The following is a 15,975-nucleotide window of genomic DNA, read 5'->3' on the forward strand; positions in this document are numbered from 1 at the left end:
CCGGGGAGCGGCCCTATTATTGACCGCATGTCAGATCCACGCTCGGACCGCTTCGTACGGTCCCACCTGAAAACGCGCCACCTGGTGCTCCTGGTCGAATTGGGCCGGCACCGCTCGATCCTCCACGCAGCACAGGCGGCAAACCTCACCCAGCCTGCGGCATCCAAGCTGCTGGGCGAGATCGAACACGCGCTCAACGTGCAGCTGTTCGAACGCCTGCCGCGCGGCGTGGTGCCGACCTGGTACGGCGAAGTGATGATACGCCGCGCCGGCACCGCCCTGGCGGAAATGGATGCGGCGCACCAGGAAGTGATGGAACTGATTTCCGGCCTGTCCGGCCGCGTCTCGATCGGCACCGTGCTGACGCCTTCCGCGGGACTGGTCACCGACGCGGTCAAGCTGCTGAAAAGCCGCACCGCCAAAGTGCAGGTATCGATCACGGTCGACACCTCCAAGATCCTGGTGGACCGCATGCGCGCCGGTGAATTCGACCTCGTGATCGGCCGCCTGCTCGATTCCAACGTCGCATCCGAATTCAATTTCGAACCGCTGACTGACGAGCCGCATAGCCTGATCGCCGCCGCCGACCATCCCTTCGTCGGCCGCAAAGACCTGCAGCTGGCCGACCTGGCGCGCGAGCCCTGGGTACTTCCTCCAGCCGGCAGCATCCTGCGCGACCGCCTGACGTCGATGTTCCTTTCGCAAGGCCTGGAGCCGCCGACCGAAGTGGTGGAAACGCTGGCCATGCCTGTGGTGGTCAACCTGCTGCCCGGCAGCCGCATGATCGCCGCCATGCCGGAAGAAACCGTGCGCCCTTACCTGGACGCCGGCCTGCTGGCCGTGCTGCCGTGGGACCTGGGCCTGCGCATGGACATGTACGGCATCGTCACCCGCAAGCGCCACCGCCTCTCGCCCGGCGCCGAAGCCATGCTGGCCGCCTTGCGCGAGGCGGCCCAGGCACGCTACCGCCGCTGATCGAGCCAGGATCAATAACTCACGTGGTAATCCTTGGGGAACTTGCGTCCCGCGAAAGCTTTTTTCTGCGTCCATTCCAGGGCCGGCGCCGTCCAGTAGGAATCGTCGGCGGGCAAGCCTAGCGCCAGCAAGCTCGAAGCGGCGATATACATGCTGCCATTATTCGAATACCAATCCCCCAGTTCCGGCTGGTGGCCGACAAAGCCGATGGTCAGGTAGCCGTCCCTGGTGAAATTGCCCGGGTCGGTCCAGATAGCCTTGTGTACCGCCTGCAGGGCCGCACGCACCTGCCCTTCCGGCAAACTTGCCGGCAACTGCTTGCGCCAGGCCAGCAATGCCAGCGGCTGGAAGGCGGCGGTGCGGTAAGTCAGGGAGCGGCCGATGGGCGGGAAACTGCCTTGCGGCGAAATGAAACGCTCCAGGTGCTCGCCGTACCGCTGCATGCGCTTCTGCGCCTGCGCCAGCAGGTCGGCCGGCTTGCCGTTCCAGAATGGTCCGTTGGCCCGGGCCAGCACTTCCAGGATCTCCACCAGCATCGGATACATGACGAAGGAGTTGTAGTAATCGAAGTGGAAAGCCTCGCCATCCTTGATCCAGCCGTCGCCCACATACCATTCGTTGATCTTGCGGATGGCAACGTTCATGCGCATCGGGTCGTACTCCTCGCCGATCGACAGCAGGAACGCTTCGTTCATTGCCGCGAACAGCATCCAGTTGATATACGGCGGCTCGATACGGCGCAAACCCTTGATCTCGCCGACGATGCGCTGCTTGGTGACCGCGTCGAGCGGCTCCCACAGGGCTTTCGGCGCACGCATCAGCGCATTGGTGAAGTAGGCGGAATCGACCAGGGCCTGGCCGTGCCCTTTCCACAACAGGTAATCGGGCGATGCCGGATCGACCGAACTGCTGAAGCTTTGCAGCGCTTGTTCGCGCAGGCGCTTGCGGCTGCGGCCTTCGGCGCTGTCGTCATCCGGCAGCGCCAGCCAGGGCGCGATGCCTGCGATCAGGCGGCCAAAGCATTCCAGGTAGGCGACGCCGGGCTCGCGGCCGTCCCAGCTTGGGCTCAGTTCGAGCGCAAACTTCTTTTTCAATTCGCCTTTCGCCATATTCGACAGCACCGGTTCGGCCATCTTTTGCAGCAAGCCGACCATGTAGGCGCGGTCCCCGCCCGCTGCAGTGCCGCCTGCAAATGCCGGCGCCGACGCCGCCAGGCCGCCGGCCAGCAAGCCATGCATGAAATTCCTTCGCTCCATTCGTTCTCCCCTATTTGTTGTTGTCGATGTAGCGCACCATTTCAGCCGACGCCAGCAGGAAAGCGCCAACGCCAAAATGCGCGGTCGAATTGCGGTCCACCACCTGGCCCGGTATGGCGCGGTCGCCAATCGGCTGCACGTAGCCGATCTTGCCGTCGGGCTGCAACGCCACGTGTACCAGGTAATCCCAGCCCTTGAGCGCCACCGGCGCGTACTCCGCACGCTCCAGCAAGCCGTTGTTCATGCCCCACAGGTAGGCATAGGTGAAGAAGGCAGTCCCGCTGGTTTCCGGCCCCGGCGCATGCTGCGGGTCGAGCAGGCTGCGCGTCCAGTAGCCCTCCTGCTGCTGCGCTTTTTTCAGCGCCGCCGCCATGCCCTGGAACTTGCTCACGTATTCGCCGCGGTGCGGCGCATCCTTCGGCAAATCCTGCAACACCCTGGCAAGTCCGGCGAATACCCAGCCATCGCCGCGCGCCCAGAAGTCCTTGCGTCCGTTGGCGCTCTTGTGCGCCGGGTAGACATAGCGCGCATCACGGTAATACAGCTTTTCGGCCCGGTCGTACATGATGCTGTCCGCGTACTGGAAATACTCGTGCAGCTTCTCCAGGTATTGCGGGTTGCCCGTGGCCTTGTACAACCTGGTCATCACCGGCATCACCATATACAGGCCGTCGGCCCACCACCAGTAATCGCTGCGAGCGGTCGACATCTGGTACTCCATCACCTCGCGGGCGCGGGCGATGCGTGCCGGGTCTTTGTCCAGCTGGTACAGATCGGCGTAGGTCTGGAAGCAGATCTGCCAATCGCCGAACAGTACGTGATCGTCGGTCTCGCCGTAGCTCAGCTTCCACGCGCTCTTGTCGGTCGACCGTGCGCCCTGCCATTGGTTATGCCGGGCCCAGTCCAGCGAGTATTGCAGGTAAGCCGGGTTGCCGGTGACACGGTATGCCTCCATATTCCCGGTGTGATAGGCCGCCACGTTCCAGAACGCCCACTCCTGCGGCGGATTGTGGGCTTGCCAGTAGGTGTTGACCCGGTCGATGGTGGCGACCACTTCCTGCCGCTGCGGCGCCTGCGGCAGCGAAGTGCAGCCGCCCAGCACGGCCAGGGCCAGCAATGCGGTGTGAACTAGTTTCATGGTTCCCCTGCCTTGATTCGAAAAAAGCCGAAGACACTTGCGTGCCTTCGGCGGAAGGGACCGGGGACGGAAGAGAGAGAAAACCGCCCCGGGTACTGCTTACAACTTGCCGCGCAGGCCGATCTTGATGGTGCGGCCGTCGTACTTGGCGTAATCCATGCGCGTCTTCTTGCCGCTGCCGTACTGGCCGGTGGCATCCTCGAAATAGTCGTACGACAAGGTGTTCGAGAGGTTCAGCGCGTCCAGCCGCAACTCCAGGTTATCGTTGATCTTGTAGCTGATATTGCCATCCAGGTAGCCGCGCGCGGCGCGCCAGCGAATCAGGTCGTCGCCGTTGTTCTTCGGATTGTCGCTGTGCAGGCTGCGTCCCTTGTAGTTATAGGAGAAGCGCACTGCCCATGGACCGTTCTCGTAATAGGCCGTGGTGCTGTAGGCGTACTTGGGCACCGAGTTGACTTCGATCTCCTTGCCCGCATTGGTGATCCACCTCTGGCTGTTGAATGGGTCAATGTGGGTGTAGCTGGCCAGCGCGCCAAAACCCTTGAACGGCGCCGGCAGGAAGTCGAAGTCCTGCTGGTAAGACAGCTCGTAGCCCTTCAGGACCTGGCGGCCGGCATTGCTGTAGGTACGCAGCGTCATCGGCATGTTCGGGTCCACATGGCCGTCCGGCAGGTAGAAGATGGCGCCCATCGCCGTATCCGGCAAGCCCAAAGCACCAAAGGTGGTTTGCGTCGTGCTGGACACCGTGGCATCGGTCAGCACCTTGCGGAAGTAGGCCGCTGACAGAAGGCTGCCCCTGCGGAAGTAGTATTCCAGGCTGGTGTCGAAGTTCTTCGACTGCTGCGGGCGCAGGTTGGGATTGCCGGCGGTGGCCGAGTTGTCGAACGGATTGGGCACCACGGTTTGCGCCGCGATGATCGACAGCGAAGCGCGCGAAATCGTCTTGCCGAAGGAAGCGCGCCACATCAGGTCGTCGGTCAGGTCGAGGGCGCTGCTGACGGCCGGCAGCACGTTGCTGTAGGAGCCGTGCTCCTGGTTGGGCTGATAAGTATTGCCGCTGCCTGTCTTCTTGAAGTTGTCGATATCGAGCTCGGTGCGCGAATAGCGCACGCCGGCATTCAGGCGCAGCCCGTGGCCAAGCACTTCGCCCTTGAAGTCGGACTGCACGAAGCCCGAGGTCACCTTCTCGGTGGCAGTGAAGCTTTGCGCAGGAGTGAAAGTAGCCTCGGTGTTGTAGGCCAGCGGATCGAATGTCGAGTAGGTGTAGTCGCGCGTGAAGGTGCCGAACTTGTGCGGCCAGCCCGCCCCCATGTCCAGGTTGCTGATCGGCAGGTCGAACACCATGCCCTGGCGCATGCCCGCATTGCCAAGGGAATTCAGCTTGGTGGTCATGTCGGAGGTAGCGTTGCGCTTGTTCACGCCCTTCTCCGTATCCACATACACCAGGCCAGTCCTCAGGTGCCCGGTCCAGTCGCCCCAAAGGTTGTAATCCAGGTCGGCGACCAGGCGGCCCTGGCGTCCACGGTCGGTTTCACGCGTCAAACCGGTGCCGATCCCGAAGCCGGCGTAGTTGGCCGGGTTCAGGTAATCGCTGGTCGAGGACAGCGACGGGTACACATGGTCGCTGCCGTAATCGATGGTCGAAGTGATGCCGAAGATCTGGCCGGACAAGGTGTCCTGATAGCTTTGCGCCTTGCTGCTGTTGGCACTCACCTGAGCCGTCAGCGCCAGCTTGTCGGTGGCTTTCCAGTTGCCGTTCAGGGAGACGTAGCCGAACCTGGTCTCGTCCTCGCTATAGGTGACGCCGCTGCTGTAGGACGTATTGCCAAAGGTGCCGGTCAGCAGGTTGGAGCCCGGATCGATGTGCACGTCGATCGGCACCAGGCCATTGTGCCCGGCGGTCCCTGGGGCCGCGGCGGGGTTGGTGGTTTTGCTGTTGCGGATCAGGATGCCGTAATACAGCTCATCGCGCGAGTTCTTCAACCTGGAGTACATGGTATCCAGGCTGACGTTCAAGGTGCCGTCCTTGTACTGCAGCGAAGACACCAGCCCATCGCGCGTGCGGTCATTGGACGAACCGTAGAAGCGGTAGATGCGCGGCAGCAGCGCATTGTCCACCTGGTCCCTGGTGTAGCCGGACAGGTTGGCGCGCGGATCGTCGTAATCGAGCTGCATGGCGAAATTGCCCAGCGGAGGATTCTTGCTGCCGCGCGCCGAGCTGTTATAGCCGCCGGTGGCCTCGAAGCCGGAGCGGTTGTTCACCGCCTTCGAATGGGCACCGCCGATCAGGAAGCCCCAGTTGCCCCAGGTGTTCGAATACAGCGCGAAACCGGCAGGATCGGTCTTTTTCGACATCGTGTTGTACGCCGCCGTCACCGAATAGCGCACCGCGCCTTTCGGATTGTCGAATGGGCGCGGCGATTGCAGGTCCACCACGCCGCCCATGCCGCCCTCGGGCAGTTCGGCCAGCGGCGACTTGTAGAAGTCCACGCGGCCAAACAGTTCCGAAGCAAACACGTCGTAGTTGAAGCCGCGCGCCGCACTGCCGATGGAGCCGGTGCTGGTGGTATTTACCGGCGCCCCGTTCAGCGTGGTCACGGAATACTCGGTCGGCAGGCCGCGGATCGAGATGCGCTGGCCCTCAGCCGAGCTTTCATCCCGGTTCAGGATGATGCCGGGCACGCGCTGCAGCGATTCCGCCACGTTCGATTCCGGGAACTTGCCAATGTCCTCCGCCACGATGGAATCGCGCACGCCGATGGCCTGCGCTTTCAGGTTCAACGCTTTCTGCAGGCTGGAACGGAAGCCCGTCACCACCACCGTGTTTGCCGCGTCGACGTTGGCGGGAACGTCCCCGTTGCCTGCCGCCGCTGCTGCGGCCTCCTGCGCCATGGCCCCATTGCCAAAAGCGGATGCCAACGCCACTGGAAGCAGCGTCGCCAGTACTTTCTTTTTCATTGTTGTCTCCCCTTTAAAACCCGCTCCAGTCCAGCACCTGCACCGGCTCTGCTGGCCGCTGTGCAATGCCTTCCCCATCCACCTGCGCCACGTTCTGCACGAACAGGCTCAGGATGCCGCGCGACTTCCACAACTCGCTGTCGAAGGTCGGCTCCCAGGCGCCGGCCGGCAAATTGTTCAAGTCGTGCACGGACCATTGGAAGGGCTGGAAATCCTTGATGACGGCGACCGATACCTTGCTGCCGCGCTCTTCGTCGCGGAATACCAGCAGGCCGCCCTGGCCGGACAGCAGTAACTGTGGCCGCGCCATCGGAATATGTTTGGTGCCGCCGCCGGACAGGCTGAACGCTGTCTTGTGCAGCGGCAGGGTGAGCACGCGCCAGCCCTGTTCCGCGTAATGCACCACGCGATACTGGGGGATAGCGCTATCTTCATCACGCCAGTAAGTGGCGATATAGGGATGGCCTGCATCGTCGGCAGCCATCGAAGTCTGGTTGATCAATTCCCTGTGCTGCGGGATGTGCAGCGCATACTCCGCGCTGGCCGCGGTGATCGGCAGCCGGTATGGCGTTCCATCCGCATGCTCCCAGCTTTTGCCGCCGTCGCGCGAACGCGCATAAGCCAGGTCATGGTTGCTCGCCACGTCCGGCGACTCGCGCCATACCCAGGACAGGTGCAGTGTTCCCTGGCGGTCCACGGTCGCCTGCCAATAGGCATTGCGCTGTCCCTCGCCATCGATCAGCTTGTCCTGCAAGCGCTCCCATTTGCCGCTGGACCGGCGGTAGCGGTTCATTACCAGGTTGCCGCGTCCCGATGCGCCATCGCGATACAGGAACAGCAGGTCGCCGTCCGACAAGCGATAGAACTCGGGATAGCTCACCGCTTGTTCGTCGCGCCCCACCATGGCCTGCCGCACGCCAAGCGTCAGTGCACCCGGCGCCGTGCCGCGGGTGTAGCGCAGAGGATTGTCGTGATGGTCCCACGCCACGTGCAGGTAACCTGCGCCGTCAACCATGATGCTGATGCCGTTATGTGCGTCATCGGCCCTGCCCTGGTACTGGCTGCGCTGCACGGTCCAATTGCTTTCGCCCACGCGGCGCCTGGCCAGCACGACATAGCGCTCGGCGTCATAAAAGGCGGCGAACTGCACGTCATTGTGGGTAACGAGGGAATTCTTGCGGAACACGGTCACGTTGACCGAATTATTGGCCCAGCCGGGGCCGATAGTCGATTGCTTAACCCCGTTTGCCTGCACCGCCGCAATGCAGAGTACGACCAGCATTGCAGTTGACAGCACTCTCCATTTCGTCGCAGTTGATTTCATGGTCGGGTAGCAATTATTAACTAATTCGAAATCATTCTACGAAAGATCGAAATATGCGATGTATATGTTCTTTCGAATCTCCTAGATCAAAACGATATAGCCGTGCCGGTGATATACTGTACCCATACACAGTATCCTGCGAGCTGCCAAATGAACAAACTTGTCGTTGCCATCTCTTCGCGCGCCCTGTTCCAGCTGGACGAAAGCCATGCGGTCTACGAGTCCCAGGGAGTCGCTGCTTACTGCGCCCACCAGCGCGAAAATGAACATGTGGTGCTGGAGCCGGGACCGGCATTCAACCTGGTGCGCAAGCTGCTGGCCTTGAACAAGGGCGAACCCGACGTCCCGCTGGTGGAAGTGGTGCTCCTGTCGCGCAATAGCGCCGACACCGGCCTGCGCATCTTCAACTCCATCGAGCACTACCAGCTGGACATCAAGCGCGCCGCCTTCTGCTCCGGCGCCAGCACGCATCGCTATGTGGAAGCTTTCGGCGCGCAGCTATTCCTCTCCACCAACCAGGACGACGTGCGCGAATCGCTGGCCCAGGGCCACGCAGCGGCGACCATCCTGCCGTCGCACCGCGAAGACGGCATCGGCCAGCTGCGCATTGCCTTCGATGGCGACGCGGTGCTGTTCTCCGACGATTCCGAGCGCATCTACAAGCAGCTCGGCCTCGACGCCTTCGCCCGCAACGAGCGCGAAGCGGCGCGCGATCCGATGCCCGGCGGCCCGTTCAAGAACTTCCTCGCGGCCCTGCACGCGATCCAGGCGGCGCACGGCGCGGAAGATGCGCCGATCCGCACCGCGCTGGTCACCGCCCGCTCCGCGCCCGCCCACGAGCGCGTGATCCGCACCCTGCGCGCCTGGAACATCCGCATCGACGAAGCGCTGTTCCTCGGCGGCATGCCGAAAGGAGCCTTCCTCAAGGCTTTTGGCGCCGACATCTTCTTCGACGACCAGCCGGTACACTGCGATTCAGCGCGCGAGTTCGTCCCAACCGGACATGTCCCCTACGGCATCGCGAATGCCGCTATCGGCGGGGAAAATTGACAGCACCTGCAGGAAGCTGGCTTCCGGCGCGGCACTGAGTTCGAGCAGTTCGCCTGATACAGGGTGCTTGAACGACATGCCGACTGCCGCCAGCATCAGCCGCCCAAAGCCGAAACGCTCGGCGAAGTAGCGGTTATGGCGCCCGCGCCCGTGGTTTGCATCGCCGATGATGGGATGGCTGATGTGCTTCATGTGGCGCCGCAGCTGGTGGCGGCGCCCAGTTTCCGGAAAGAGTTCAACCAGGCTGTAACGGCTGCGGTCATAACCTTCGATGGCTACCGGGATCTCCGTGGCCGCCAGCCGGCGAAAGCGCGTCAGCGCCTCACGTACCGGCGCCTCCTCCTCCTTGCAGCGCCGATCCTCCGGCTCTTCCCGCAACGGATGGTCAATCACTCCTTCCAACGGCGCCCAGCCGCGCACCATGGCCAGGTAGCGCTTGTGCACCTCGCCCGCCATGAAGGCCTTGCCCAGCAGGCTGGCGGCCTGCTGGTCGCGTGCGAATACCAGCAAACCGGAGGTGGGCCGGTCCAGCCTGTGCACGGCGTAGACATATTCGCCGCCATTCATCTCGCGCGCATACTGCAAGGCGAATTCGGTTTCGTGCGGATCGATCGGGCTGCGATGCACCAGCAGGCCGGCAGGCTTGTGCACCACGAGCAGCGATGCATCGCGATAGATTTCGGTAAGAGGATTGTTCTTCATTGCGGGCGACATTGTCCCATACATGAGGTATTGCAATTTATGTAATAGGCAATCACAATGCCTCAGGCCTATTCTTGAGGAAGCCAATTGAAGAAATTGTTCGCCTGGTTCAAACGCCGCTCACTGCAGCAAAAGTCGCCGGTCCGCAAGCCGGCGCCACATTGGGACCAATCGGCAGCCATGCCGGAATTCATGGCGCCCGAGGTCCCCGACTACACTTCGCGGCAGGAAGCCGACTCCTTCCAGTCCTTTCCCCAGGATAGCGGCTGGCAGCCGCCAAGTTGTGATGCGCCGAGCTTTGACAGCAGCGCCAGCTTTTCCTCCCCGAGCAGCTGCGACACTTCCAGCTCCAGCTTCAGCTCCAGCGATCCCTGAGCGTCCTGCAAATTGTGCAGTTGGATATGCCGAAAGCTTCGTTCACATGTGCGAAGGACGCGGCGTAGACTGGGCTCCCAATGTTTCAGAGGAGCCCAAAATGCGCTACCCAGCCTTGAACGCCTACCTGGAGCGCCTGGCGGTTGGCGAAGCCTCCACCGGCAACTTGCGCCAAGGCGCCGACGGCGAAGTCCAGGGCCATATTTTCAACTGCTGGCTGGGCAGCGCCTTCCATCCGATCCGCGAACTTGGCAGCGGCGCGATAAGCGGATTCGCCGGCCGCGTGCGCGGTGTCGCCGAAGAGGACCGGGCCCTTCCCGTCTGGACGTACCTCGATGGCGCAGCCAGCGATGATGAATCCGTCGCGCTGGACCGCCTATGCCGCACACTCCATGCGATCAATTTCTTCCGTAACGAAGCACTGGCCGCGAACACATTGCACCTGAACGTGCACAACCGCCTGCTCAGCGCCGTGAGCAGCAACCACGGCATGGCATTCCGCCGCATTCTCGACACGCTCGGGCTGCCGCAGGGGCAAATCGTGCTGCAACTGCCCGCCGTGAACGCGCGCCAGAACTGGATGCTGAATTACGTCGCCGACAACTACCGCCGTAACGGCTTCCGCATTTCGGTGAAAGTGGCCAATGCGCTTCAGCTACCGTCCGTACTGGGCCATGCCCGGGTGGATGCAGTGCGTATCGGCAGCCTGCTCGGCGCCGGAACGGCCGAACTGACCCAGGTGCTGGCGCAGGCCGCAGCGCTGGAGGTGCAAGTCCTGGTCAAAGGCGACTCCCCTGCCCTGCGCGAAGCTGCGGCGCGTACCGGCGCCCTGGTCCTGGTACAGGATAACGCACGAAAGGATAACGAGCGACTGGTGGCTTAAGGCAGCACCCTGCGCAGCGTCCCGATTGCCACCGGCCGCTCCAGCTGGTGGTCAAATCCCGCGCCACGTGCGATAACCTTGTCATGCGACTGGTCCGAATCGCTCAGGGCGATATAGGTCGCATGCTCTTCGGGATGCATGGCGCGCAGTTGCCGCGCCAGTGCGTAGCCTTCCACGCCCGGCATGTCGGTGCGGATCAGGACAGCATCGGGATGCAGCTCGCGCGCAGTCTCCAGTGCGCTCGGCTCGTCGCCGCAAAGAGCGACCATATGGCCTTCCGCTTCCAGCGCAGCGGGCAGTTCCGCGTCCTCGTCGTCGTCGCGGTCGACAAGCAGGATATGCAAATGCCGGCCCGTCCCTTCCTGATGTAGCAAAGGCAAGGTGACGGTGAACGTACTGCCTTTGCCGCGCCCGGCGCTGTCGGCGGTGACCTGCCCGCCATGCAAGCCCACGATGCTTTTCACCAGTGCCAGGCCGAGTCCCAGACCGCCGCCGCGCCGGTCCGGCGTCAGCTCCGCCTGCGCAAACAGTTCGAACACGCGCGGCAGCAAGTCCGCATCCATTCCCATGCCGTTGTCGGCGACCCTGATGACGACATGACCATCCCGTACCTCCGCGACAAGCTCGATACGTCCGCCCTGCTGCGTGTACTTCGCCGCATTGTTCAGGAGGTTGGCCAGCACTTGCACCAGCCGGGTGCGATCGCCCAGCACTTCGGCATCGCCGTCGCGCACGTCCAGCGCCAGCTGCTGGTTGCGGGACTCCATCAAGGGCCGCGATTGCTCGACCGCGTCCGTGACCACATCGGCCACGGTTACTTCTTTCCTTTCGATCGATACCAGGCCGCGCGTCACGCGCGACACATCCATCAGGTCATCGACCAGTTCCGTCATGTGCTTGACCTGGCGGTCGATGATCTCGCTCGAGCGCTGGATGTATTCGGGATTGCGTCCGCCCATTTTCAGCAATTGCGCCGCCGTGCTGATCGGCGCCAGCGGATTGCGCAATTCGTGCGCCAGCAAGGCCAGGAAGTCGTCCTTGCGCTGTTCCGCCTCGCGCTGCGGGGTAATGTCGGTATTGGTGCCCAGCCAGCGCTGCACCTTGCCGTGCTCGTCGCGGATCGGCACGGCGCGCGACAGGAACCAGCGGTACTGGCCGTCCGCGCCGCGCAAGGGGAAGGTATCCTCCCATGCTTCCTGGTCCTCCACGATCCGCTTGCGGAATAACGACACTACGCGCTCGACGTGGTCGGGATGGTGAACCTTCGACCATCCCCAGCCCTGCATTTCCTCGAGGGTGGTGCCCGTGTATTCAAACCAGCGGTTGTTATACCAATAGATCGAACCATCGCTATCCGCCATCCAGGCCAATTGGGGAATGTTGTCCGCCAGCGTGCGAAAAGTCAGCTCGCTCGATTTCAGCGCTTCGTCGGCAAGCTGCTGGCGCGTGACATCGAGCACCGCACCGGACATGCGCATTGGCTTGCCTTCGGCATCGCTGGCAACGACTCCCCTGCCTTGCATATAGCGGACGCCGTCGCCGGGCACATTCACGCGGAAGCTTTCGTGATAAGGAACACCGGAAGCCAATGATTGTTCAATGCCTTTACGCACATTGCCGACATCTTCCGGATGCACCACGTTGAAATAGGAGGAAATCGGACCGCCATCCGCGTCCTCGGGCGATATGCCGAACATCGCAGCCAGGTTGCTGTCCGCGTGTACGCGGTCCTGCTGGATCTCCCAGGTCCAGGTGCCGATTTCGGCGGCATCCAGTGCAGATTCAAGGCGCGACTGCGCATCGAGCAAGGCGGCGCGCATTTCCACGCTGTCGTGGATATCGGTGGAAGTGCCCATCCAGCGCACGATCTCGCCGTTTTCATTCCGCACCGGCAGCGCGCGTGCCAGCGCCCAGCGGTATTCGCCGGAGCGGTGGCGCAGACGGAATTCCATCTCATAGGGCTCGCCGGTAGCCAGGCTATGCTGCCAGCGCGCCTGCATCAACGGCACGTCATCGGGATGGAACAGGCCCTCCCAGGCATGGCCCTGCGCCACATCTTCCGGCACGCCGGTGTAGTCGTACCAGCGCTGGTTGAAATAGTCGTGGAAACCATCCGGCAGCGCCGACCACACAATCTGCGGCATGGCGTCGGCAATCGTGCGGAACTTCGCTTCGCTGTCGCGCATTGCGCGCTCAGCCAGCTTGCGCGGCGTGATGTTGCGGTAAAAGAGCGCCAGGCTTTGCTCCACCGGGTAGACGCGGATCTCAAGCCACATATCCTGGCCGTTATGGTGGTACACCTGCTCGATGGTAGCGGTGCTGCGCTCCCGCATCGCCTTGCGGTAGGCTGCCGCGATCGGCAACTGCTCCGAACCCGGCCAAGCCTCCCAGTGCGTCTTGCCGATGAACGCTTCACGCGGCCGGCCGTCGATACGCAGCGCCTCATCGTTGATGCGCTGGATGCGGAAGTCGCTGTCGAGCAGCACGAAGCCTTCATTGATAGCGTGCAGGATCAGCTCGCTATCGGCTTGCGCGCGGCGCACAAGCGCCAGGCATTTCTGCGGCCCGCCCCTACCGAGGCACTTGCGCGCTATTTCGCAGCGGATGGTGCCGCCGCTGTAGGTGATGAGTTCTGCGAGCCAAACAGCATCGTCCAGTTGCTGCTCGCTGCCGACCATCAACTCGCCTACGCTACGGTGCAACAGATCGTCCGGCGTACAACCCACCAGATCGCAAAACATCCAGTTCGCGGCAAGTATCTTTCCTTCGCCAGAGTACAACAACGCGGCGCAAGGAATGAGCTCCACCATTGCATCGTTAGACTCCATCTCGACATCTTACAAGACCCGTGGAATCAGGCTCGCTCCGGACGTTACAAGGCCAACGGGTGCATTGGCCTTTTTCTTTCTGGAATTTCTGGCCTTATGGTAACGGGACAAAGTCAGCGAGGAAGGCACGCGCGGATGGCGTGTCCAAACGGTAGATCACATTGCTCTGCACGCACGGCGTGTCTCCCGTGATGGTCGTGCCTGCCAGCATCCTGGTTTCACCGCTGCCGCTGCCGAAGAAATTGGGCCCGCCGGAATCGCCATAGCAAGTACCGCCGTTGCCGGTGGCATTGTTCTGCGACAGGCGCAGCCAGCTATCGTTCAGTGCACCGAAGGCCGAGACCGACCATTCGCGCGTGTCCTGGTAAGCGATGGTCCAGCCGCCCTTTCCGTCAAAGCTGCGCTCCTGGCCGCCGTAACCCACGGCTGTGTAAGTCGAGGTGGCCAGCAAGCCATTGCCCTTCAAGGTATCGAACAATCCCAGCGTCGGCAACTGCGCTGGCGTCACGTTTGGAATGGGCTGGTCGAACACGATCACTGCAATATCGTGTGGATCGTTTTGCTGTGCGCGATAGTCCGGATTGGCGTGGTACTGGCCCACATACATCACCGCCGAATTCAGCACCTTGCTGTCGAACGTCACCTTCACGGCTGACACGCCGGGATTGCAGTGTGCCGCGGTCAGCATCACGGTTGGGCTGATCATGGTGCCTGTGCAAAACGCGTAGGCCGTGCCCTTGCTGTCGTAATCCACCAGCGCCCCGACCTGCGGGTGCTTGTTGCCATCAGCCTGGCCGTAAGTGATGGCCTGGGCATGAGCGGCCGCCATGGCCAGCGCTGCAAGGGAAAGCGTAGACATCTTCATGTTGCGTATTCTCCTTAGTATGTGATCGAGATTGCATGCAAATATTGCAATGCCGGGCAATAGCGTGTCAATCTGAACACAGCCGCAGTGCCAAACGCGCGTCAAAACGCTGTTTTCTTGCTACTCTGTCGGCCATGCTGCCCATTCTTCCTTACCGCAAACCCCAGTTAGGCCGTGACTACTGGGTGCAGGACGACTTCCTGCCCAATGCCAATGAAATCGCACAACGCTGCTTCGACCAGGACTACTGGGAACTGGGCGCGCCCTACGCCAACGAACCCTGGCCCGGCAAGCGCACCCCGAACGCGCTCACACCAGCCGAGCTGGAATACGTGGAAACATGGGTAAAGAAGATGACCGGCGCCAAGCGCCTGTGGCAGGAAGCGACGCCGGAAGGCAGCTCGCTGAATCACAACTACTTCCAGCTGGTCGGCATGCCCGATTCGGGCGCACGCCCGCACACCGACTCCACCAAGCTTTGCCGCTACGCCAGCGTGATTTATTTGACGCCCGATCCCGATCCGGAATGCGGCACCTCGTTCTACCGCCAGCGCCAGCCGAATGGGTCGCTGGGCGGCAACCTGTGCATGCCGCCGCACGCCAACCTGCGCGAAGCGCTGAAGGTTAAGGGCTTGCCGCCGGAAGCGTGGCAGGAAGATGTGCGAGTGGATAATAAATTCAACCGCATCCTGCTGTACAAAGCAAATTTGGTGCACTCCGCCACCGGCTATTTCGGCTTCGACCATCAGGACAAGCGCCTGACTGCCGTTTTCTTCTGGATGGCGTAACTAATCTAGAGGCACCAGGGAGCGGCTTATTTGCGCTTGCCGCGCTGGAGGAGTGCGACCGCAGCTAAGATGATGGTTACGAAGAGCCACAACGGCACGGCGAGCATGAGGCTATGCCAAACAGCCAAACAAGTGTTCCGTTTCCTGAAGCACTTGCTAATCCCATGCCCACTATTGGCACGAACTGTACAAAGAGGGCAAACCAGCCGTTGTTCGAGCGAATCAGCGCAGCGCCTGCGAGAAGGAAGGTGATGATGGCTTTGTACTCGCTGCCCATATTGGTCTAATAATGGCTTTTTGCTATACGCACCGTTGCCCCACCGTCGCCGACAATTTTGGCATTCCGGCCAGTCTACACCCTAGCGAAGCGCGATGCTTATGTGCACCTTTGTCAACTTTCCACACTCGACTATGGGGTCAGCCGAACTCCTGACTTGGCGTCCAGAAACAGGGGCTACATTTATCTGTGGAGGATTTTCTACATAATATATGCCATCATTCCACATAACGCGTCATGGGACAATTCGCAACCCTTTGATTATACAACTATTTTTTGTCATAATTTGAGTTACCCACCACCAGCTTTTTAGATAGTCAAACCTTCGGATATGGATCGCCCCAAGTTTGAGCACTTTGATCTCCAGCTCTACAACCCGACGTACGACTCCCCGCTCGTCGATGTTGTAACTGAACTGGAATACCTGAGGTGTGCGTTTGCTCGCAGAATTGACCCACTCCAGTTGACCCGTCTTCCACTGCCTGGCAAAGGCTGCTACGCGGTCGTATGACCCTTCATAGCCGAGTTCTTTGAGATCCAGGTGGATCTGCTTCAG

General features: G+C 61.7%; 12 protein-coding genes and 1 pseudogene. 5 read left to right on the forward strand and 8 right to left on the reverse strand.

The genetic code is table 11. From position 1 onward, the window contains the following. Positions 1–27 precede the first annotated feature (27 nt). A complete protein-coding gene (locus GM658_RS20955; protein WP_155456001.1) occupies positions 28–975 on the forward strand; it encodes a LysR substrate-binding domain-containing protein in 948 nt (315 codons plus the stop codon). 11 nt (positions 976–986) lie between these two features. Here GM658_RS20955 and GM658_RS20960 read toward each other — a convergent pair whose 3' ends face one another. The 4 genes from GM658_RS20960 to GM658_RS20975 all read right to left on the reverse strand — a co-directional run bounded on the left by GM658_RS20960 (position 987) and on the right by GM658_RS20975 (position 7,624). Then, positions 987–2,231 (reverse strand): DUF2264 domain-containing protein, encoded by a 1,245-nt coding sequence (locus GM658_RS20960; RefSeq protein WP_155456002.1) that lies wholly within the window; start codon positions 2,229–2,231, stop codon positions 987–989. Positions 2,232–2,241: 10 nt separating this feature from the next. Further along, positions 2,242–3,369, reverse strand: a complete 1,128-nt coding sequence (locus GM658_RS20965) for a glycoside hydrolase family 88/105 protein (protein ID WP_155456003.1) — start codon at positions 3,367–3,369, stop codon at positions 2,242–2,244. A gap of 99 nt (positions 3,370–3,468) precedes the next feature. Then, positions 3,469–6,327: a TonB-dependent receptor gene (locus GM658_RS20970; protein WP_155456004.1), complete on the reverse strand. Its 2,859-nt coding sequence runs from the start codon at positions 6,325–6,327 to the stop codon at positions 3,469–3,471. A 13-nt stretch (positions 6,328–6,340) separates the two neighbouring features. Further along, a complete protein-coding gene (locus GM658_RS20975; RefSeq protein ID WP_371865202.1) occupies positions 6,341–7,624 on the reverse strand; it encodes a BNR repeat-containing protein in 1,284 nt (427 codons plus the stop codon). 177 nt (positions 7,625–7,801) lie between these two features. Here GM658_RS20975 and GM658_RS20980 point away from each other — a divergent pair, with 177 nt between their 5' ends. Next, on the forward strand, positions 7,802–8,701 hold the full coding sequence (locus GM658_RS20980; RefSeq protein ID WP_155456006.1) for a 5'-nucleotidase: 900 nt from the start codon (positions 7,802–7,804) through the stop codon (positions 8,699–8,701). Here GM658_RS20980 and GM658_RS20985 read toward each other — a convergent pair. After that, a complete protein-coding gene (locus GM658_RS20985) occupies positions 8,627–9,403 on the reverse strand; it encodes a pseudouridine synthase (protein WP_155456007.1) in 777 nt (258 codons plus the stop codon). The two genes, GM658_RS20980 and GM658_RS20985, sit on opposite strands and share 75 nt — an antisense overlap. Positions 9,404–9,490: 87 nt before the next feature. Here GM658_RS20985 and GM658_RS20990 point away from each other — a divergent pair, with 87 nt between their 5' ends. Both GM658_RS20990 and GM658_RS20995 read left to right on the forward strand, forming a co-directional pair. Next, entirely contained in the window at positions 9,491–9,778 is a 288-nt protein-coding gene (locus GM658_RS20990) for a hypothetical protein (protein ID WP_155456008.1), read from the forward strand. A 100-nt stretch (positions 9,779–9,878) separates the two neighbouring features. After that, the gene (locus GM658_RS20995) at positions 9,879–10,661 is read left to right on the forward strand and encodes an EAL domain-containing protein (protein WP_229416997.1); all 783 of its coding nucleotides are present in this window, start codon (positions 9,879–9,881) and stop codon (positions 10,659–10,661) included. Here GM658_RS20995 and GM658_RS21000 read toward each other — a convergent pair. Then, entirely contained in the window at positions 10,658–13,363 is a 2,706-nt protein-coding gene (locus GM658_RS21000) for a hybrid sensor histidine kinase/response regulator (protein WP_170298903.1), read from the reverse strand. The genes GM658_RS20995 and GM658_RS21000 overlap by 4 nt on opposite strands. Before the next feature lie 220 nt (positions 13,364–13,583). Next, the gene (locus GM658_RS21005) at positions 13,584–14,354 is read right to left on the reverse strand and encodes a S1 family peptidase (protein ID WP_155456010.1); all 771 of its coding nucleotides are present in this window, start codon (positions 14,352–14,354) and stop codon (positions 13,584–13,586) included. A gap of 134 nt (positions 14,355–14,488) precedes the next feature. Here GM658_RS21005 and GM658_RS21010 point away from each other — a divergent pair, with 134 nt between their 5' ends. Further along, positions 14,489–15,142 (forward strand): DUF6445 family protein, encoded by a 654-nt coding sequence (locus tag GM658_RS21010; RefSeq protein WP_155456011.1) that lies wholly within the window; start codon positions 14,489–14,491, stop codon positions 15,140–15,142. A 512-nt stretch (positions 15,143–15,654) separates the two neighbouring features. Here the strand turns inward: GM658_RS21010 and GM658_RS29120 are convergent. Continuing rightward, positions 15,655–15,975 (reverse strand): annotated as a pseudogene (locus GM658_RS29120) (hypothetical protein); the annotation flags it as partial.

Source organism: Massilia eburnea (assembly GCF_009720745.1).
GTDB classification, from domain to species: domain Bacteria; phylum Pseudomonadota; class Gammaproteobacteria; order Burkholderiales; family Burkholderiaceae_D; genus Rugamonas; species Rugamonas eburnea.

Excerpts from the sequence above, each read along its gene's own strand:
- GM658_RS20955 (WP_155456001.1), top strand. The coding sequence starts at position 28 with ATGTCAGATCCACGCTCGGACCGCTTCGTACGGTCCCACCTGAAAACG.
- GM658_RS20960 (WP_155456002.1), bottom strand. The coding sequence starts at position 2,231 with ATGGAGCGAAGGAATTTCATGCATGGCTTGCTGGCCGGCGGCCTGGCG.
- GM658_RS20965 (WP_155456003.1), bottom strand. The coding sequence starts at position 3,369 with ATGAAACTAGTTCACACCGCATTGCTGGCCCTGGCCGTGCTGGGCGGC.
- GM658_RS20970 (WP_155456004.1), bottom strand. The coding sequence starts at position 6,327 with ATGAAAAAGAAAGTACTGGCGACGCTGCTTCCAGTGGCGTTGGCATCC.
- GM658_RS20980 (WP_155456006.1), top strand. The coding sequence starts at position 7,802 with ATGAACAAACTTGTCGTTGCCATCTCTTCGCGCGCCCTGTTCCAGCTG.
- GM658_RS20985 (WP_155456007.1), bottom strand. The coding sequence starts at position 9,403 with ATGAAGAACAATCCTCTTACCGAAATCTATCGCGATGCATCGCTGCTC.
- GM658_RS20995 (WP_229416997.1), top strand. The coding sequence starts at position 9,879 with ATGCGCTACCCAGCCTTGAACGCCTACCTGGAGCGCCTGGCGGTTGGC.
- GM658_RS21005 (WP_155456010.1), bottom strand. The coding sequence starts at position 14,354 with ATGAAGATGTCTACGCTTTCCCTTGCAGCGCTGGCCATGGCGGCCGCT.
- GM658_RS21010 (WP_155456011.1), top strand. The coding sequence starts at position 14,489 with ATGCTGCCCATTCTTCCTTACCGCAAACCCCAGTTAGGCCGTGACTAC.